General features: G+C 58.1%; 14 protein-coding genes and 4 pseudogenes. 10 read left to right on the top strand and 8 right to left on the bottom strand.

Annotation, left to right across the window (positions count from 1 at the left end; all coding sequences use genetic code 11):
• Positions 1-7: 7 nt before the first annotated feature.
• From THL1_RS02960 to THL1_RS30490, 4 genes and pseudogenes are all read right to left on the bottom strand, one after another.
• Complete coding sequence (locus THL1_RS02960) at positions 8-610, bottom strand: chemotaxis protein CheW (RefSeq protein WP_083245803.1); 603 nt, start codon at positions 608-610, stop codon at positions 8-10.
• A complete protein-coding gene (locus THL1_RS02955) occupies positions 610-2,124 on the bottom strand; it encodes a CheR family methyltransferase (protein WP_083245802.1) in 1,515 nt (504 codons plus the stop codon). Before THL1_RS02955 ends, THL1_RS02960 begins: the two co-directional genes overlap by 1 nt.
• On the bottom strand, positions 2,111-2,587 hold the full coding sequence (locus THL1_RS02950) for a chemotaxis protein CheW (protein WP_069081880.1): 477 nt from the start codon (positions 2,585-2,587) through the stop codon (positions 2,111-2,113). The genes THL1_RS02955 and THL1_RS02950 overlap by 14 nt, the downstream gene beginning before the upstream one ends.
• A 106-nt stretch (positions 2,588-2,693) precedes the next feature.
• Positions 2,694-3,277 (bottom strand): annotated as a pseudogene (locus THL1_RS30490) (transposase); the annotation flags it as partial.
• 37 nt (positions 3,278-3,314) lie between these two features.
• Between THL1_RS30490 and THL1_RS30375 the strand changes: the two are divergent.
• The 4 genes and pseudogenes from THL1_RS30375 to istB all read left to right on the top strand — a co-directional run bounded on the left by THL1_RS30375 (position 3,315) and on the right by istB (position 5,652).
• A complete protein-coding gene (locus tag THL1_RS30375; RefSeq protein ID WP_202969623.1) occupies positions 3,315-3,866 on the top strand; it encodes a tyrosine-type recombinase/integrase in 552 nt (183 codons plus the stop codon).
• On the top strand, positions 3,836-4,234 hold the full coding sequence (locus tag THL1_RS30370; protein WP_237234764.1) for a tyrosine-type recombinase/integrase: 399 nt from the start codon (positions 3,836-3,838) through the stop codon (positions 4,232-4,234). The genes THL1_RS30375 and THL1_RS30370 overlap by 31 nt, the downstream gene beginning before the upstream one ends.
• 115 nt (positions 4,235-4,349) lie before the next feature.
• Positions 4,350-5,015 (top strand): annotated as a pseudogene (locus THL1_RS28690) (Mu transposase domain-containing protein); the annotation flags it as partial.
• Positions 4,903-5,652, top strand: coding sequence for an IS21-like element IS1474 family helper ATPase IstB (istB, locus tag THL1_RS02930; RefSeq protein ID WP_069081878.1), 750 nt, complete (start codon positions 4,903-4,905; stop codon positions 5,650-5,652). The pseudogene THL1_RS28690 and the gene istB, both read left to right, overlap by 113 nt.
• A gap of 79 nt (positions 5,653-5,731) precedes the next feature.
• On the opposite strand, the pseudogene THL1_RS29465 reads toward istB, so the two are convergent.
• From THL1_RS29465 to THL1_RS31235, 4 genes and pseudogenes are all read right to left on the bottom strand, one after another.
• Positions 5,732-6,202, bottom strand: a pseudogene (locus THL1_RS29465) (IS21 family transposase); the annotation flags it as partial.
• Positions 6,203-6,240: 38 nt separating this feature from the next.
• A protein-coding gene (locus THL1_RS02915; RefSeq protein ID WP_202969621.1) for an IS3 family transposase occupies positions 6,241-7,463 on the bottom strand; the annotation gives its coding sequence in 2 pieces (ribosomal slippage) (positions 6,241-7,118 and positions 7,118-7,463; 1,224 coding nt in all).
• A gap of 71 nt (positions 7,464-7,534) precedes the next feature.
• Positions 7,535-7,687 (bottom strand): annotated as a pseudogene (locus THL1_RS02905) (IS21 family transposase); the annotation flags it as partial.
• Between the two features lie 74 nt (positions 7,688-7,761).
• Positions 7,762-8,457, bottom strand: coding sequence for a DUF6901 family protein (locus tag THL1_RS31235; protein WP_069086391.1), 696 nt, complete (start codon positions 8,455-8,457; stop codon positions 7,762-7,764).
• 142 nt (positions 8,458-8,599) lie between these two features.
• Between THL1_RS31235 and THL1_RS02895 the strand changes: the two genes are divergently transcribed.
• The 6 genes from THL1_RS02895 to THL1_RS02870 all read left to right on the top strand — a co-directional run bounded on the left by THL1_RS02895 (position 8,600) and on the right by THL1_RS02870 (position 18,673).
• Positions 8,600-9,922 carry an ATP-binding protein gene (locus tag THL1_RS02895; protein WP_237234762.1) on the top strand — a complete coding sequence of 441 codons (1,323 nt, stop codon included), beginning with the start codon at positions 8,600-8,602 and terminating at the stop codon, positions 9,920-9,922.
• The gene (locus THL1_RS02890; RefSeq protein WP_069081873.1) at positions 9,919-11,274 is read left to right on the top strand and encodes an HD domain-containing phosphohydrolase; all 1,356 of its coding nucleotides are present in this window, start codon (positions 9,919-9,921) and stop codon (positions 11,272-11,274) included. Before THL1_RS02895 ends, THL1_RS02890 begins: the two co-directional genes overlap by 4 nt.
• A complete protein-coding gene (locus THL1_RS02885; RefSeq protein WP_069081872.1) occupies positions 11,271-11,819 on the top strand; it encodes a response regulator in 549 nt (182 codons plus the stop codon). Before THL1_RS02890 ends, THL1_RS02885 begins: the two co-directional genes overlap by 4 nt.
• Positions 11,820-11,855: 36 nt before the next feature.
• Positions 11,856-17,585, top strand: a complete 5,730-nt coding sequence (locus THL1_RS31090) for an EAL domain-containing protein (protein ID WP_069086390.1) — start codon at positions 11,856-11,858, stop codon at positions 17,583-17,585.
• A 193-nt stretch (positions 17,586-17,778) separates the two neighbouring features.
• Positions 17,779-18,180 carry a response regulator gene (locus tag THL1_RS02875; RefSeq protein WP_069081871.1) on the top strand — a complete coding sequence of 134 codons (402 nt, stop codon included), beginning with the start codon at positions 17,779-17,781 and terminating at the stop codon, positions 18,178-18,180.
• 199 nt (positions 18,181-18,379) lie between these two features.
• The gene (locus tag THL1_RS02870; protein WP_069081870.1) at positions 18,380-18,673 is read left to right on the top strand and encodes a hypothetical protein; all 294 of its coding nucleotides are present in this window, start codon (positions 18,380-18,382) and stop codon (positions 18,671-18,673) included.
• The last annotated feature ends 37 nt before the right edge of the window (positions 18,674-18,710 follow it).

The following is an 18,710-nucleotide window of genomic DNA, read 5'->3' as shown; positions in this document are numbered from 1 at the left end:
CTTGTGCCTAATCGGCTGCATCGATGCGCAGGCTGGAGTCCCCCAGCAGGCGCGCACCGTCCAACACCGTCCATTGATCCGGGGTGACCCCCAGCAAGTAGTTCGCCCTGATCCCAGTCAGGTTCGCCAGGCTGCTCTGCAGGCTGTCGCGCTGGATGCGCGTGATGCCTTGCACCCGGTCGACCAGCAAGCCGAACTCCATCTCCGGCCCGCGCAATACCGCCAGGAAGTTTTTGTCGGAAATGCCCTCCATGGGCAGCTCGAAAAACCCCCGCAGATCCAGCACCGAGACAATGTGCCCGCGCACGTTGACTATCCCCAGTACGAAGGGCGGCGTGCCCGGCAGCGGGGTGAACTGCGGCAGCGGCAGCACTGCCGAGACATACTGCGCCTCTACCGCGTAGACCTCCTGGCCGAGATCGAAGCAGAGCACTTCAAGCCAGGCGTCCGGTTGCTCCTGCTCGGCGCTGCGCGCCCATTCGCGGCTACGCGCCGCCAGCCGCTCCTCGCGAGCCTCGGGGCTGATGGCAAAGCCACTGCCGATGCGCCGCTCGAACTCCGCCAGACGTTCGTGGATTTGTGCCCAGTCACCTTCCCCGGTCTCGCCCATCAGGAGTGCGCCTCCATCAGTTGTTCACAGAGCCGAAGCAACTGCATACAGCTCAGCCCATCGCCCTCGGGCACCGGGGCCTCAGGTGGCAGCCGGCCAAGCAGCTCCCGGCAGTTGCTCAGTGCCTTGTCACTGGCTGGCCGCTGTCCGCGCGTGCGCAGCAGCCGGGCCAGGTGGAAGTGGGCGAGGATGAATTGGGGGTCCAGGTAGAGCACCTTCTGCAGGGCCACCAACGTGGCCGGCTCATCACCGGCCTGTTGCGCCAGCATGGCCGCCAGCCAGTGAGCAGTGGCCGAGGTGGGGGCCAGCGCCAGGGCGCGCTGCAGCCAAGATTCGGCCTCGTCGCCTCGCTCTTGGTCCGCCCAGATGCGCACCATCAGCAGGCAGAACTGGTGCTTGTCCACCTGGGACAGGCCGAGGCTTGCCAAGTAGTCCAACGGGACCTGGCGGCCTTGTGGATGGCTGACCTGTTCCAGCGCCTGCCGGGCCTGCTGCCAAAGCAACTGGCTGGGACATTCGGCGGGATTCTCAGACACACTCGGGGTCGGCGCTGGCTCTGGCCTCTTTGCCTGCGGCGCGGCTGGCGGCTGCCACCGGAACGACTGCTCCACCCGCAGCGGCGGTAACAGCGCCACGGCGGACTGGGGCGGCAGTGGACCTCCGGGACGCAAGGCGTAGTTGCTGCCAGCCCAGAAGCCCGCGAAACCGGCCTGGGTGGCCAGACCCGCTTCCACCGCGCTCAGCAGCAGCAGGCCTTCGCCGTCGAGGCAACTCAGCAGGCGGCGCAGGGCGCCGGCGGACTGCTCCGGTGAGAAGTACATCAGCACATTGCGGCAAAGGATCAGGTCCAGCTCCTTCAGGCCCCGGCCGGCGTTGGGCAGGCGGCCTTGCACCAGGTTGTGCTGGAAGAAGCGGATGCGCCCGCGCCATTGCGGCCTCACCCGCCAGTGCCGGCCTTCGGCCTGGAAATAGCGGCGGCGGAAATCGTCCTCGTTGCAGCGGAAAGCATTCTGGCCGTAGCGGCCCTGCTCCGCGCACTCTAGGAAGGCCTGGTTCAGGTCACTGGCAAAAAGCTCGAACGACCAGTTGGCGCGATCCGTGCCCAGCAGGTCGTCGAGCAGAAACAGCAGACTGTAGGCCTCCTCGCCCGTACAGCAAGCCGCGCTCCAGATGCGCAGGTGCCTGTGGCCCTGCTCGCGGCGCCGCGCGATCAAGGGCGCCAGGTGCTGGCGGGCCAGCCAGTCGAAGGCCTCGGCATCGCGGCGGAAATAGGTCTCGCCCACGGTGAATATGGGTGTCAGCGCCTGCACCTGGGCCTCGTCCCACTCGGCAAAGGCCAGCGTCTCCAGCCAGCCCGGCAGGTCGGTCTGGCCCTGTTCCAGCGCCAGCAGCTTGAAGCGGTGCAGCAGTTCGTTGCTGCGTACCCCGGAGAAGTCCAGCCCCAGATGCTGGTGGACCTTGTGTAGCAGCACCTCGAATACCCGTGCCGAGCAGATGGGCTCAATCACTTCCATGGGCGCCCCTTGCGAGCACTAGGGCTTCGGCCAGGCGCTCCTCGTCCGCATCGGAGAGCACCTGCTCCACATCTTGGATCAGCAACAGCCCTTCGGCCGTGCGGACCACACCCTTGAGAAACGCCGAGGGCACCTGCGGATGGGGGGCGGGGGAAAAGTCTTCGGCGGCGCAGCTGGCGGCAGCCTCCACCGCTTCGACCGGCACCAGCAGTTCGCGCTGCCGCGTCTTCAACCAGAGGAAGGGCTGCCAGAGAGCCGGTGCGGCGGCGGGCCAAGCAAAACGCCGGGCCAAGTCCACCACCGGCAAGACCTGCCCGCGAACGTTGACCAGCCCGAACACCGTATCGGGAGCACCGGGGAGCGGGGTCCACAGCAAGGCGGGGAGTACGCGGACCACCGAGTCCAGGCTCACCGCCACGTGCTGCCCGGCTAGCCAGAATGGCAATACGAAGTATCTATCCATAGCGGCGTCCTGCTGCCCGAAGCTCTAGCAATAAAAGGTAGCTCAATGCGGTGCTCCGTCCAGAAGAGGGGTCATTAGCTGTGAATGATGTCGTACCCCTTAGTGTCTATCCGTAAATAATATTGATCGGCAGCCTGATCTTACGTAGCGCGATGATCGCCGCGGCCACCTGGTTGAGGGCGAGGTAGCTGTGGGCCAGTTTCTCGTACCGCACCAGGAGTTTGCGAAAGCGATTGAACCAGCCGTGACAGGCTTCGCCCCCCGGCCGCGCGCCTGCTTGCGCGGATCGCGTCGTAGTTGCGCGGCCGCCTGCCGGCGGTAGACCACATGCGGGATTTAACCATGGGCGAGGATCATTGCCAGGGCGGCTTTGCCGCGATAGCCGGCATGCGCACACCGGTGCTTGGAGCGGCGCTTGGGCGGATTCGGACGCTTGAGGGCGATGCTCGCCAGCACGGCGTCAACTCGACTGACATCGTTGACGTTGGCGGCGGTGCCCACCAGCGACAATGGGATTCCACGCCCACCCACCAGAAGATGGCGCTTGCTGCCGTTTTTTCCCCGATCCGTTGGGTTGGGCCCCCACGGTTTCCTGTGCCAGCGGGGCTTTGACCAGGCCCCGTCGATGCTCTGCCAGCGTCAGGCGATGCCGTCTAGGTCGTCGTATTCGGCCAGACCGCACCTCCACAAGCGATTTCTGGTGGAGTATCTGGTCACCGTGAGATGCATGGCAAGAAGCACCCAGCTCAGCTACCGCGACACGCTCGCCAAGGTCATTCGGTATGCTGCGTACGCAGTGGGCAAACGACCTGACCTGCTCAATGTGGACGATCTCAGTCGGGAGCTGATCACCCAGTTCCTCCCGTCAACGGCGAGCAACAAAGGCCTCACAGCGAGGACCATCAACCAGCGTCTGGCAGCGCTGCACACGTTTGCGCGCTTCGTCGGCGAGTACGACCCGGAACACCTGGAATGGTCTGGGCGCATTCTCTCGATTCCTTTCAGGAAGTTTGCCCGCCCTCAGATTCCTTACCTGGAGAAGCCAGAGATGGAAGCACTCTTGGCTGCAACGGATATGCAGACGGCGCAGGGAATCCGTGACCATGCGCTGTTGCTGTTCTTGTACAACACCGGATCCCGCGCCGCTGAGGCCGCGCAGATTTGCAGCTGCAGGTGGCGGGCGGCGCCCGCAACGCGTTCGTCAAGCTGCAAGGCAAGGGTGGAAAGGCACGGCTTTGCCCGTTATGGATGCGTACCGCCGATGAGCTCTCATCACTGATTTCAGGACGCCCCCCGGAGCAGCACGTCTTTCTCAACCGTTGTGGTCGGCCGATAACGCGCTTCGGAGTTCACGCCCTGGTGAAGCGCTATGCCAGGCAGATCACCAATCAATTCCCGGCGCTCAAGGCCAAGCGCGTAAGCCCGCACACGATTCGGCACACCACGGCAACCTACCTGGTGCGCGCCGGGGTCGACATAAACACCATTCGAGCTTGGCTTGGTCACGTCTCGCTCAACACCACAAATGTGTATGCGCAAATCGATCTCGAGATGAAGTCGCGTGCTCTGGCACAACTGGAGCCTGCGGGCAAGGCGCCGCGGCGGCCGATGGGATCAGACCTGATGCAGTTCCTGCGCTCGCTGTAGCGGACAGTTCTGTGGCCTACAGATCGCGCCACCCCGCAGCCGAGGCCGTGCCGCGGACTGAAGGCCACAGAAATCGCAAGGCCACACAAGATATGTTCTGTGGTCAGCCACAGAAAGCATCGATTACCACGTCGAGGTGAATGGCAGTTTCTACAGCGTGCCCGCCGCCCTGGCCCGGCATAGCGTCGAGGTGCGGCTGACGGCGCACACCCTGGAAGTGCTGCATGGTAACCGGCGGGTGGCCAGCCATGTGCTGCTGGGCCGCCGTGGCGCCTACAGCACGCAGCGCGAGCACATGCCCGCCGCGCACCAGGCGCATCGCGAATGGACGCCGCAACGCCTGCTCGACTGGGGCGCCCGAATCGGCCCCTACACGCGCCAACTGATCGATCACCAGCTGACCCACAAGCCGCACCCGGAGATGGGCTATCGCGCCTGTCTCGGTCTGCTCTCGCTGGCCCGCCGCTACGGCAATGCGCGCCTGGAAGCCGCCGCCGAGCGGGCCGTCCAGCTGCGCGCCTTCACCGGGCGCAGTGTGCGCAACCTGCTCCAGCAAGGCCTGGATCAACAGCCGCTGCCCAAGCGTGCAGCCGAGACGCCCCTCCCTGGCCACCACGAAAACGTCCGTGGTGCCGACTACTACCAACCCCCGCAACAGGAGCTGTTCGATGATGCCCCACCACACCCTGAATCAACTGCACCAGCTACGTCTGGACGGCATGGCTCGCGCGCTGGAGGAGCAATGGACGCTGCCGGCCAGTCACAGCCTGAGCTTCGATGAACGCCTCGGCCTGCTGCTCGACCGTGAACTGGCCTGGCGTGACAACCAGCGCCTGGTACGGCTGCGCAAGAAAGCCAAGCTCAAGTACGCCAATGCCTGCCTGGAAGATCTCGACCGCCGCCCCGGCCGCGCCCTGGATGAGCGCCTGATCGCCAGCCTGGCCAGCGGCGACTGGATCCGCCAGCAGCACAACCTGCTGCTGACCGGCCCGACCGGCGCCGGCAAGACCTGGCTGGCCTGCGCTCTGGGTAACCAAGCCTGCCGCCAGGGCTACAGCACCCTGTATCTGCGCACCCCGCGCCTGCTGGAGCAACTGCGCATCGCCCATGGCGACGGTAGCTTCGGCCGCACCCTGCAACAGCTGGCCAAAGTCGATGTCCTGGTGCTGGACGATTGGGCGCTGGCCCCGCTGGCGGAAGGGGCTCGGCATGACCTGCTGGAAGTAATCGACGACCGTGCCGGCAACCGCTCCACCCTCCTGACCAGCCAACTGCCCATCGAACACTGGCATGGCTGGATCAACGACCCGACCCTGGCCGATGCCATCCTCGACCGCCTGGTGCACAACGCTTACCGACTGACGATGAAGGGCGAATCACTGCGCCGGAAAAAAGTAGAGGAAGACGCCGCATGGTGACCGATGCGATTACAACCCAGAACCCGCGCAACCGGAGCGGAAGCACCGGTCACGTATTAGCGAAACGCTCGGTCACGTTCACCGAAATCCGCAGCACCCCGCCAAGAAAGGCAAAGCACCGGGCATGGGAACCCAGCCAGTCCGCCAACTGCTGCGACCAGGTGGCTTCAGCGAAGGTGTAGCTGGAGGCCCCGAGCACCGCGACGAACACTTGTGCCTGGCGGATCTCGCCGCTGTGGCGGTCGATCACCGGCACCGTCTGGCCGGCGTAGTCGACGAACAGCTTCTAGCCGACGCGATGCTCTTGGCGCATCACCACGTCCACCTTGCCGGCCCAGGCTCGGTAATGCTCGCAGAACCAGCTGTACTGGAAGCCCTGCGGCTGGCTCAGCCGATACCCCTGCCAGAGCAGCGCCAGGGTCACGCCGGGCCGGCGCAACTCGGCATGCACCCAGGCCCAGTCGGGCAGTGGCCGCTGCTCGCTGGGCACCACCGGGGGCGGTGGAAACAGCCGGCGTTCCAGCTCGGTATCGGACAACGCGGTGGGCCAGTGGACTTGCCCCTATCAAACCGGACACCGGCACCCCGTTAAGTTGATGCCTCAGCCAAGCGTCTGAACTCCCGAGGTGAGCGGTAGTTCAGGGCGCTGTGCGGATGTTCCTCGTTGTAATGCTCGAAGGCGATGGCCAGGTTGCGCAGGGCCGTCGCTCGATCGGGCTTGGGCATGTGGCGGATATAGTCGCGCTTCATGGTCTTCACGAAGCTCTCCGCCATCCCGTTGCTCTGTGGGCTGCACACCGGTGTTGTCAGCGGTAGCAGGCCGATCTGCCGGGCAAAGACCCGGGTCTGTTCGGCGGTATAGGCCGAGCCGTTATCGCTCAGCCATTGCACCGGCGACGCAGGCAGCTCGCTACCGAAGCGTTGCTCGACGGCTTCCAGCATCACGTCGCGGACATCGTCGCCACTGTAGCCGTTTGGGCTGGCCACCCAACTGATGGCTTCGCGGTCGCAGCAGTCCAGAGCGAAGGTCACGCGCAGTTTGTCACCATCCTCGCAGCGGAACTCGAAGCCATCCGAACACCAGCGGGTGTTGCTTGTATCCACGGCGACACGACCTTCGTGACGCCGCGCCACACCCGGCTGCTTGCGACGGCGTTCCAGCAACAGATCGTGATCACGCATGACGCGGTAAACCCGCTTCACGTTGACCGGTGGCAGGGCCTGTTGCTCATGCTGCCGACGCAACAGACCCCAGATCCGACGATAGCCATAGCTGGGCAGGGCGCCGACTGCCTGCTGGATCTGCTCGACCAAGGTCACATCGTTGAACGCTCGGCGCCGACGAGGCCGCGGCCCTGGAGCGGGTTGTTTGAGTCGAGCCGTCAATTGCGAGCGCGCCACACCGAGACTCTCACTGACCGCCTTCACTGGTCGTCCCCCGGCAACAAGGGTGAGTGCGCAATCCATTTTCGCGAGCGGGCGATCTCCACCGCTTCCTTGAGGATCTCGGCCTCCATGGTCTTCTTGCCCAGCATCCGTTGCAGTTCGCGGATCTGCTTGAGGGCATCGGCCAACTCGGAGGCGGGCACCACCGCTTCACCGGCACTGACCGCCGAGAGGCTGCCGTCCTGGTAGAGCTTGCGCCAGTGGAACAGTTGGTTGGGGTTGATGCCGTTGCGCCGGGCCACCACCGAGACGCTTTGCCCGGGCTCGAGACTCTCGCGCACCATGGCCAGTTTCTCCTCGACGCTCCAGCGGCGACGCCGCTCCTGGCCGAGCACTTCGATGGTTTTGTCTTTGCTGGTAGTCATAAACACAGTCGTTTGCCTATCCCTTATGGTAAGGGGGAAACGGTGTCCTGTGTTTCAAGGGGCTCGTTCAGCCAGGTGAGGCAGCTGGCGGCAAAGCGACAGAGGTAATCACCGGCACTGCTGTGGCCAATGCCCAGGCTGCGGTCGATCTGGCGGACGGACAAGCCGCAGTCGAACTTGAGGCGCAGCACCTCGCGGATTTTACGCATGGATAAACGCTCCACGGCGACCTCTTTTAGTCACTGTGCGGACAGGTCGCCAGCGCGATAGGAAATCTCGATCCGGATGCCCACCTCCGCTAATCCTGCTCCAGGAAATCCTTGAAGTAAGCATCCAGCTCACCCTCGTAATTCTCAAGGGAGTACAGAGTGTCGGCCGCCAGTAGGTCAAGCAGGACCAAGCCGTTGACACTGGAGTCTTCTTGCACTGCAGCGCGGAGCCTGTTGGCCATTCCCAGGTTCACCTGGCGGAGGTTTTGGTAGGTTTCGCGTAACACGCCCAGCGAAAAATCAGCGGACAATCCCCGCATTTGCCGCAAATATTGCCCGAGCAGATAAGTCCCCAAACTGCGATAGAGCGTTTCCGCCGACGTACAGAAAGGCCAATGAAACCACGCCATCGGCCGTAATATCCGTGTGTGAGGGCAGCCGCACGAAGCGCTGATCGAACCAAGCAGGGACCCGAGACCTCTCTGTAAGGTTGTTCGCTGGCGGATGTCTCGACCTCGCCACTTAACGCGTACCTCAACCTCATCATGCGACGTAGTGTGAACCAGCCCCTTCATGGGCTCCACCAGAGCCAAAGCCATAGGGCAGTGACTCGACTCCCGTTGCGGCAACGGACAGTTAGCACACGTCTCGAAACCCAGTCGGGTCCAGGCAGTATGCTCTTCATTGCCAGCTGTATTGCTGCCAATACCACTAGGCATCACTCCATGACACCAGATTCGACCGTCAGCAAAGCGAAACTCATAGCTAATGACTGACTCATTCATGGGAAGCTCCCCTGATCGGAAAAATTGGCTGCGGGACAGCAGAAAACTCATCTGGCCGATGCAGCGGGATGGCGCCATACTTTAGACGCCAGTAAGCTGTCTCGCATCCTGCAAATTGATAGGCACTGAGCCACGAACAAAGATGACCTGGACCTTTTCAACTGGAAATGGGGTGATGGACATAGAGAGCAGTGCGCGATCAGCTCTGGCCCTGATCGAACAGCTTGATGTCGGCGTAATCATCCTCGACAAGGAGTTGTGCATCCTCTACTGGAACCCTTTCGTCAGCCGCTACAGTGGAAAGTCGCTGGACGTGGCCCGCCACAAGCCGCTGACCCAGGTTTTTCCAGAGTCTGACACACCACGCCTGCATCAAATGCATGAACAGGCCAGTGAAAATGGGATACATGTCTACAACTTCTGGCGCGATGATCCCTACCTGATTCAGCTCCTCTACGATCCCGGCGATAGCACTCCCCCGCCGATGCTGCAAAGCACGCTGTTCTTGCCCTTCAGCGACGCAAACGGCGAGCCACGCTTCGGCCTGCTGCTGTACGACGCCACTAATCATGCACACTCCAATGAGCACCTCGACTCCGTGCTAAACGCGCTGGGCAATAAACAGTCCGAACAGGATCAGCTAATTCGCAAGCTGGAAAAGGCCAACGCCCAGCTCCTGCAATCAGAGAAACTAGCGGCTATTGGTCAACTTGCAGCGGGCGTCGCCCATGAGATCAACAACCCGATCGGCTACGTCTTTTCAAACCTGAATACTCTCTCAGGCTACGTGGGAGTTCTGCTGAAGATCATCGATTCGCTAGATGGTTCCACAAGCCCGGATGACGTGCACTCGCTTAAGCGCAGTCTCGACTACGACTTCATTCGTAGCGACATTGAGGCTCTGATCCAGGAGTCCGGGGACGGTATCGAGCGAGTCAAAAAAATTATTACCGCTCTGAAGGACTTCTCCCATATTGAAGACGAGGAGTTTCGCCCCGCTGACCTGCACCGGGGATTGAACACCACCCTGAATCTTGTCAATAACGAACTCAAGTACAAGGCGGAAGTGACCAAGGAATACAGCAATCTACCAGAAGTAGAGTGCATTCAATCCCAGATCAACCAGGTTGCCATCAATCTCCTAGTAAACGCTGCACATGCTATTGAGGCATACGGACGAATTACCCTGCGAACCGGGCGTGAAGGCGACTGGGTGTGGCTGGAGGTGGAAGACAATGGCCGAGGTATCGACCCGTCCATCCAAAACAGAATCTTCGAGCCCTTTTTCACCACCAAACCGATAGGGCAAGGCACAGGACTGGGACTCGCTCTGTCATACAACATCGTGCAGAAGCACAACGGTCGTATCGAAGTCACCAGCAGTCCTGGTAAAGGCAGCCGATTCCGCGTTTGGCTGCCTGTGCAACAGCCCACCGCCCCCGCATCTGACGCGACGGCACAATGACCAACGCCCCGCCAACACCGCGTCAGGCTACGCTTTTGTTAGTGGATGACGAGCCGAACATCCTGCGAAGCCTTTCCCGAGTGCTGCGCGACGAGCCCTATCGGCTGCTCACGGCTCAGGACGCCACCTCAGCGCTCAGCACACTTGAGGGCGCGTCGATAGATCTAGTGCTATCCGATGTACGCATGCCTGGCATGGACGGTGCCGCTCTCCTGGCCGAAGTACACAGGCGCTGGCCAGAATGCCTACGCCTGATGCTGACCGGATTCGCTGACCAAGCGACCACCATCCGCGCAATTAATCAAGGACAGGTCTATCGCTACATCAGCAAGCCCTGGAACGATAATGAGCTTCGCGCCATCCTGCGCCAGGCACTGGCCCATCAGTACGCCGAGCGAGAGCGCCAGCGACTGCTGCACGTCACCCAACAGCAGAATCGCCATCTGCAAGCACTGAATGCGACTCTTGAACAGCGTGTACGTGATCGGACCACAGAGCTCCAGCAGACGGCCGATATGCTCGACCTCGCCTACGCCGAGCTCCGACGCAGCTACGTCACTGCCACAGAGGTGTTCTCTGCCCTGCTGAATCAGAGGCTGCCAGCCGACAAACAAAGCAATACGCGAGTGATTGCCCTCGTGCGTGCTTTCTCCGAGAGGCTGCACCTGAGTGAAGCGCAAACCCTCGACCTGACAATGGCAGCGGCCCTCTACAACCTTGGAAAGCTGGGTTGGAGTGACACGTTGCTGAACCGTCCTGCGGACCTTCTATACAAAGAAGAACTGCGGCGATACCGCCAATACCCTGAACTCAGTGAAAGCTTGCTCATGACCCTGGAGCCGCTTCAGGGTGCTGCACGCCTAATCCGTCATCACCAAGAGCGCTGGAACGGCACAGGCTTCCCAGAACACCTGAAGGGCGAAGCGATTCCTGAAGGATCACGCATGCTGAAGCTTGCTGTCGATTTTATCGAACTCCAATGCGGACTGGTCCTGGAGCGCTGCTTGAGCCGGAATGAGGCCCTGCAATTACTGGATAGATACACGGGCCGTCTTTACGACCCGAATCTGTGCAAGACATTCAGGGAACTGTGCATCGATCAGGCGCCGGATGTAGGCATTCAGGAACCTGGGATAGTGGCAGTTGATACCCGCCGACTGGAACCCGGCATGATTCTGGCCCGCAACCTAAACGCAAAGAGTGGGCTACTGTTGCTGAATGAGGGCAAGCAACTGAGTGCAGCCCTGATAGACAAATTGATCGCCTTCGAAGCCAGCGAGGATGCTCGGTATGTCCTTTACGTCCAGCCCCCTTCAACGACACCGGACTGCACCGAGGAAGTGCTGAGATGATCAAGATCCAACTGGTAGATGACGAGCCGCATGTCCTTGCAGCCATCCAACGAATTCTTCGGCCCCTTCACTGGGAGACACATACATTCGAAAAGGTGGAAGACGCATTGACTGCGCTCGCCGAGCACGATTACGCGGTCATCGTCGCTGATTTGAAGATGCCTTGGTGCAATGGCATTACCTATCTCAATTTCGCTCGCCAGAAACAACCCGACGCACTGCGCGTCATGTTGAGCGCCTACGGAGATCGCGAAACACTCAAACAAGCAATCAACCAGGCGGAGATCTACCGCTTCATTGAAAAGCCCTGGCAAGCCGAGGAAGTGGAAAACACGCTGCGAGGCGCCGTTGAGCGCTATTTACTGCAGGCGGAGCACCATCGCCTGATAGAGCAGGCCCGCGTCCAGAGATCCCAGTACGACTCTCAGCAGCAAGAATATCTTCGCCTGGAAGCAGAGTCTCCCGGACTTACCTATGTGCCCCGCGATGAGCAGGGCGCGGTATTGCTCGACGAGCTGATCACGGGCAGCACTCGTGGATCGTGATCCAGCCCAACGCTATCCAACATCTCACTGGACATGATGAGACACTCAACCAGATATCTGATTTCTGACTCCTTCCTGCATACGCTTGCATTTGCTCTGATTGCATTGGGAGGCATTGCGCAGATCGGCGTGCGGTTACAAGAAGATGCATCACCGAACAACATGGTGATACTTCCAGACGGCGCGCTACTTATAGCATTGCTGGGTTGCTCCTTGCTCGCAGCCATCCGACAATGGCGAAGCAGTCTCATCGTCCTGAGCATCATGCTGCTCGCCTTTTCTCTCTATAGCCTTGCCCACAACTACCTTGCCGGGGGACAAGACCAAGGGCTTTCAGTCCTTAGCAAAGCCCCTAGAATTCGAAGCGAAGCGGCAATGCTGGGGCTACTGCTAGGAGCAAGTCTTTTATGGAGGCGTACTCAAGGCTTGCAGTGGATGGGCATCGCATCGGGTATAGCGATGATCGGCCTGGGTCTCTGGTCGCAAGTATCATTCATTGTTCCCGAACTACCCGTGATGCGTATCGCATTTCGGGAAGAAACCACCGGGATGGCCAGCCTGCTCAGCGTCCTGCTGGGTATCTCGTCACTTCTGCTTCGCGCCCACGCCAGAAAACGGACGAGGGAGCTGGACTATCGACCTCTAACCCTGGGCTTTAGCTGCATACTGCTCACCTGCATCAGTTGGTACCTGCTAACACTGCACGGGCTCAATCTGATTTCCCGTCAGGGTCACGCGATGCTTCATCAAGCCACCGAATCCATTGCTGACAGCGTGGACTCTAGCATGACCCTGATGCAGCGCATGGCGGAGCGATGGCAGGCGCTTGACGAACTGCCACCCGATCAATTGTTACGACAAGAAACATCGAGCTACTTGCGAGACTTCCCCAATCTAAATTTCATTGCTGTGCTTGGACCCGAGTTGCAGCCTGAACATCAAAAGGGGCGAGATGCCATCGACGAGGCATGGTTTAAGCAGCTCATCGGGCAGACCGAGTCTCGTCAATGGCTGCAAGACGTTCAGCGCGGCCAATCAGCGCGAATGAGCCGTGTCTATATGGACAGCAGAAGCAGACCCATCGCCCTGATCGCGACGCCACTGAGCCTAGCTCATGATCCATCGCATGTCCTGGTCGCCAGCCTGAATATTGGCGCGACCATACAAGAGCGACTTGGCGCGAACCTGGATAGCTTCATACTTCAAGTCTTCGAGGGCGAAAAACCTATCTATCGCTCGGCAGCCAGTGCAGAAAAGAAACTTCTGACAGCCTGGAGTAAGCAATCAGCAACGCTGCCCAATCATGAGAATTGGCGACTGGTCAGTGCGTTTGATTTGAGCCGGAGTGACCCGGATATTTACTACCTGCCCCCCCTCGTGCTGTTATTCGGCATCGGTTGCAGTATTTTCATAATCATCAGCCAAAGTCTGGTGCGACTGACAGCTGAACATAATGAACGCCTCCGCCAAAGCAACCTAAAACTTGAAAAAAGCCTGGAGCATCAAGCAAGGCTACAAGAACAGAAACAGCGCATCATGGATCACTCCATGGACGTACTTTGCTCCATCGACCAGCACCAGCGCTTCATTCAGATCAGTCCCTCCAGCTTGACGGTCCTTGGGTACACACCGGATGAGCTCATTGGCCAACACCACCTCGACTACGTCGTAGCTGAAGACCACGCCCGCACCCTTGTCGAACTCAGGGCCATTATGACCGGCCAGACCAGAGAACCGATACTTAATCGCTATCGCCGCAAGGATGGGCGTATTGTTTACCTGAGGTGGTCGATGAGCTGGCTGGAAACCGAGCAGACACTTTTCGCGGTGGCTCACGATGTAACCGCCCTGATGCTTCATGAAGCCTACGTCAACGATCAGCGAGACATATTAGGAATGATCTCCGCTGATCAACCCATAGCTGATACGTTCGACTCCATCTGCCTGATGAGCGAAGCACAGCTGCCTGGGTCACTCTGCTCGATACTTCAGTTGGACCATGAGAGGAATTGTCTTCGACTGGGAGCAGCGCCAAGCTTGCCCGACAGCTACAACAGCGCAATTGACGGTCTTTCTATCGGCCCCCACAAGGGGGCATGCGGAACTGCAGCATTCCGCAAGGAAACCATAATCTCTGCTGACATAACCCTCGATCCCTTGTGGGATGAATACCGAGAGGTAGCAATTGCGCACGGACTGAAAGCCTGCTGGTCGATGCCGCTCCTGGCCCATGGCGGTGAAATACTAGGCACTTTCGCCATTTACCTTCGTCACCCGGGAGAACCAGATTTTCAGGCGCAGCAATTGATCGAAACTGCGGCGCAACTAGCATCGATTGCCATTGAGCGACAAGTTGATCGCCGTCGCCTAGAAGAGAGCGAGCAACGTTATCGCTCTCTTTTCACCTTCAACCCCGACCCAGTCTTCTCATTTGATTGCAATGGACGACTCCTCAGCCTGAACCAGGCTGGTTGCGACCTGCTGGGCATCGAGAAAAGGGAAGCATACGGCAAATCTTTTTCCGAACTCATCGATACCGATCAAGTAGACCATGTAAGAGAGCAATTCCTTGGAGTACTAGGCGGCGATGCCCGGCACTTCGAGCTGAGCGGCAGATCATCTGGAAAGCGCAGGCTGGAATTAGACGTTATCAACCTCCCGATCGTAGTCGACGAGCAGATTGTGGGGGTATTCGGAATAGCCAAGGATATTGGCGAACGCAATCAGATGACACGGACTCTGGAGCACACTCTCAAGCAATCGCAGCGTAAAGCCGATCTACTGCGGGGTCTGAGCGAAGCCGCAGTGAAAATTGGGGCCATATTCGACCAGCAAGAACTTCTCAAGTTCATGACCGAGCGCCTGAGACTTCTGATTGGAGCTCACCAATGTGTGGTCAGCATAACCAAAGTGGACGATTGGGACCAGGCGATCAATGCAGTGTCATTTTCTGAAAAGTATGCGGCATGGGACAACTACAACGCCCCCCTCTCCGGCAAAAGCATCTACACCCTGGTTTGCACTCATAATCTTCCTGTTGTCATGTCACAGGCAGAACTGGAGGCGCATCCGACTTGGCAACAATTTAGTGATCAACAGAATCACCACCCGCCAATGCGAGGTTGGCTGGCCGCGCCACTGATTGATCCGTCCGGCAATAACCTCGGGCTTTTTCAGCTCTCAGACAAGTTCGAGGGAGATTTCGACCAAGACGATCTGGCCATTGCTCAACAATTTTCTCAAATGGCCGTGGCGGCCATTGAAAACAATCGACTATTACGTCGCATACTCGCTGGGGAGCGCAGACTGCAAGAGCAATTGGACTTCACATCAGCCATCACGAATAGCGTAGTCGAAGGCCTGTTAGCGGTTGATAGAGATGGCAGACTGAACTTCGTGAACCCGGCTGCTGCCAGCATCTTGGAGCTCAGCATTCCTACATTGTTGGGACAGCCCCTGATCGCACACCTTCCCATTAATCTGGGCTTCTCTGCAGATACCTCCACCGAGCGCGGTGAATACCATGGCGAACTGAGTCTCTCCAACGCAAAACACATCGCCTACGATTGCGCACCGCTGCTCCGATTCAACACGATCGAAGGCTGGGTCGTCGCATTTAGAGACATCACCCTGGCCCGAGAGTCGGAACAGCGCATGCGCTTGCTCAAGCGCAGTATCGAAGCCAGTCACAATGGCATCCTGATCTGCGATGCAATAGGCGAAGATCTGCCGATCATTTATGCCAACCCGGCTTTCGAGCGCATGACTGGCTATGCCGCAGAGGAAGTCCTGGGGCGAAACTGCCGCTTCTTACAGGGCCAAGACCGGCACCAGGAGGGCATAAGCGAAGTTCGTCAAGCCCTGATGGAAAAGCGCGAGACGCACGTGGTACTGCGCAACTTCCGTAAGGACGGCACACCCTTCTGGAACGATGTCTACATTGCCCCAGTGCCCAATGAGCAGGGCGAAATCACCCACTTTATTGGGGTACAGAGCGACATCTCCGAGCGGAAACGTTTCGAATCGGAATTGGCCTACAACGCCAGTCATGACGTTTTGACCGGATTGCCCAATCGCTCTCTGCTGGAAGACCGCCTGCGCCAAGGCTGGCAGATCAGCCGACGATATGATCGCCAATTGGCTGTCATCTTCATCGATCTGGATGGCTTCAAGCCAATCAACGACTCCATGGGGCATGTCGTTGGTGATCTAATGCTGATTGAAGTAGGGAGCCGCTTGTCACAGCAAGTCAGGGCGGGCGATACCGTATCCCGTCTTGGCGGAGACGAATTCATCCTCGTTTTGCCCGACCTTGCTCACGCCGAAGATGTGCTCAATGTGGCTGATCGGGTCATCGAAAGTGTTAGCCGCCCCTATAATATTGAGGGACATGAACTTCACGTGACCGCGAGCCTAGGGATCGCCATCAGTGAAAGAGAGCTCGAGCAGCCTTTGCAACTGATCCAACAGGCAGACCTAGCGATGTACAAGGCTAAGAATGAGGGCCGCAACTGCTATCAATGGTACACGAGCGATCTGGAGCAAAAGGTCAACGAACGGGTCACGCTGCGTAACGCGCTGCAAAAAGCAATCGATACTAATGACTTCACCCTCAATTACCAGCCGCAGATTGACGGACGCACCGGTAAAGTGACCGGGTATGAAGCACTCTTACGTTGGAAGCATCCACAGCTCGGAAATGTTTCTCCGGCACAGTTCATACCCATCGCCGAGCAAACGGGACAGATCATTCCCTTGAGCGAATGGGTATTGGCTACCGCCTGTCGCACCTGCCGTCGCCTGCTCGACCTCGGTCTGAGTGGAACAGCAGTAGCGGTAAACATCTCGGCCGTACACTTCCAGCGCAACAACTTCGTCGACAGCATTCGTCACATACTGCAAGAAGCACGCTTGCCGGCCGAACTGCTGGAGCTCGAGATTACTGAAACCGTACTGTTGGCTGACGCCGAGCGCGCTATTGCTAGACTACAAGAGTTAAAGATCCTTGGGGTACGTCTCTCAATTGATGACTTCGGCACGGGATTCTCCAGCTTGAACTACCTAAAACACCTGCCGATAGACAAAGTAAAGATAGACCGGGCCTTCGTTCAGGAGATTATCAGTGACCATCACGATGCAGCCATCACACAAGGAATCATCTCGATGGCCCATCTTCTTCGAATCAAGGTCATTGCCGAGGGCGTTGAGACGGAGTCCCAGTATGCTTTCCTGAATAAGAGCCGCTGCGATGAATATCAGGGTTACTACTTTGCACGACCAATGCCTTTCGAGCAACTGGAAGCGTTTCTTCGAGAGCATCAGACTCGGCCAGCAGGTTACCTGAAAAGTCTTTCCGCAGAAAAAACCAAACAAACCCTATTATTGCTGGACGATGAAGAAAACATCCTGCGCGCTATGACTCGCGTATTGCGCCGCGATGGGTACCAGATCCTGACTGCCACTAGGGCGCAAGATGCTTTCGGCCTATTAGCCAAGTATGAGGTTCAGGTCATTCTGTCCGACCAGCGCATGCCTGAAATGAGCGGCACCGAGTTCCTAAGCCGTGTTAAAGATCTCTATCCTGACACTGTCCGAATGGTCCTTTCGGGCTACACAGATCTGAAGACAGTTACTGATGCGATCAACCAAGGCGCCATCTATAAATTCCTTACCAAACCATGGGACGACAATCAGCTACGATCAACAGTTTCCGAGGCGTTCTTCCATAATGAACTGGTAGCCTCTAAAGAGCCTCCCCAGGAATGAGGAGATGATTACTTTCGGGTTAAATCCATCCCATCACCTGAAACCTAAACCAACTTAAGCGAAACCGATAATCGCTCGACCTAGAAAATATCTGGATCACATCAATTGATAGACACCCAATTACAAAAACTCACCAGCACGCCCATCACCTTAACACTCAAGATCAATTAACAGAACATCAGGAGCCAAAGCAATGATAAAAATCCAAATAGTTGATGACTCCCAAAACACCCTACTAGCAATCGAGCGTCGCCTTAGAAACAAATGGTACGAAGTACAAACATTCACGAACCCTCACACAGCATTACAGGCACTAAAAACCAATGAGTACGCGGTAGTAATTGCAGATTACAAGATGCCAATAATGGACGGCATAACCTACCTAAAACACACCAAGCAGCGTCAACCCCTAGCTGCCAGAGTTCTCTTGAGCGCACACGCAGAAACCAACACGCTAGAAAAAGCCATCAACGAACTTGGCATCTATAGATTTATCTCCAAGCCATGGACCGATAACAAACTAGAAGAACATGTCATATCCGCGATCAACGAGCATCTCGAGAAGGTCATATGGGAAAAAAATCATGACGAGTAAACCATTTACGCCAAGCGACCTGAGAGAGTAAAAATCGATCACGCGACCACCAACTCCACACCAGTACAATCACCACCAACACCTCCTTTAACAGGATAGGCCTCGCGCTGGACTTGATTTTCTCTAGGAACGACTGGTTGAACTATGGAGTGAAATGGACTATTAATTGAGTCGGTATGGAGCTTGGAAGGAGGAACGAATGGACCGCAGCTACGTCTACCAGCAGTTCAACAGCAAGTATCCGGACGCCAAAGAACATATCGTCGAGGCTAGCAACGATCGTTCCTGCTCCGTCATACTGGGATTGTTTTATGGTGTTGTGGAGGTTGTGTTTGTAGGGGTGTATTTAACTGACGGCAGGCTCAAATCGGAGCACCTGTATTTCGAGAGCGATCTGTGTAAAGCGCTCGGTGTCCTCCGCGTAGATCCAGAAGATGCCCTGAACTTCGGCAAGCAGCGCGCTATGACTACGTGTCTGACAGGCCGTCTCTAAGTAAGCAGCCGGGCATCACACCGGTCGCGGTAGGAAT

It is taken from the genome of Pseudomonas sp. TCU-HL1 (assembly GCF_001708505.1).
Taxonomy (GTDB): domain Bacteria; phylum Pseudomonadota; class Gammaproteobacteria; order Pseudomonadales; family Pseudomonadaceae; genus Metapseudomonas.
Note: the sequence above shows the minus strand (reverse complement) of the source record. Positions and strands in the feature narration are given on the sequence as shown.

What these genes read in the sequence shown, in the direction of transcription:
- THL1_RS02895 (WP_237234762.1), top strand. Translation starts at nt 8,600, where the DNA reads ATGACCTGGACCTTTTCAACTGGAAATGGGGTGATGGACATAGAGAGC.
- THL1_RS31235 (WP_069086391.1), bottom strand. Translation starts at nt 8,457, where the DNA reads ATGAATGAGTCAGTCATTAGCTATGAGTTTCGCTTTGCTGACGGTCGA.
- THL1_RS02960 (WP_083245803.1), bottom strand. Translation starts at nt 610, where the DNA reads ATGGGCGAGACCGGGGAAGGTGACTGGGCACAAATCCACGAACGTCTG.
- THL1_RS02890 (WP_069081873.1), top strand. Translation starts at nt 9,919, where the DNA reads ATGACCAACGCCCCGCCAACACCGCGTCAGGCTACGCTTTTGTTAGTG.
- THL1_RS02875 (WP_069081871.1), top strand. Translation starts at nt 17,779, where the DNA reads ATGATAAAAATCCAAATAGTTGATGACTCCCAAAACACCCTACTAGCA.
- THL1_RS02955 (WP_083245802.1), bottom strand. Translation starts at nt 2,124, where the DNA reads ATGGAAGTGATTGAGCCCATCTGCTCGGCACGGGTATTCGAGGTGCTG.
- THL1_RS30370 (WP_237234764.1), top strand. Translation starts at nt 3,836, where the DNA reads ATGCGTACCGCCGATGAGCTCTCATCACTGATTTCAGGACGCCCCCCG.
- THL1_RS02870 (WP_069081870.1), top strand. Translation starts at nt 18,380, where the DNA reads ATGGACCGCAGCTACGTCTACCAGCAGTTCAACAGCAAGTATCCGGAC.
- THL1_RS02885 (WP_069081872.1), top strand. Translation starts at nt 11,271, where the DNA reads ATGATCAAGATCCAACTGGTAGATGACGAGCCGCATGTCCTTGCAGCC.
- THL1_RS31090 (WP_069086390.1), top strand. Translation starts at nt 11,856, where the DNA reads ATGAGACACTCAACCAGATATCTGATTTCTGACTCCTTCCTGCATACG.
- THL1_RS02950 (WP_069081880.1), bottom strand. Translation starts at nt 2,587, where the DNA reads ATGGATAGATACTTCGTATTGCCATTCTGGCTAGCCGGGCAGCACGTG.
- istB (WP_069081878.1), top strand. Translation starts at nt 4,903, where the DNA reads ATGATGCCCCACCACACCCTGAATCAACTGCACCAGCTACGTCTGGAC.
- THL1_RS30375 (WP_202969623.1), top strand. Translation starts at nt 3,315, where the DNA reads ATGGCAAGAAGCACCCAGCTCAGCTACCGCGACACGCTCGCCAAGGTC.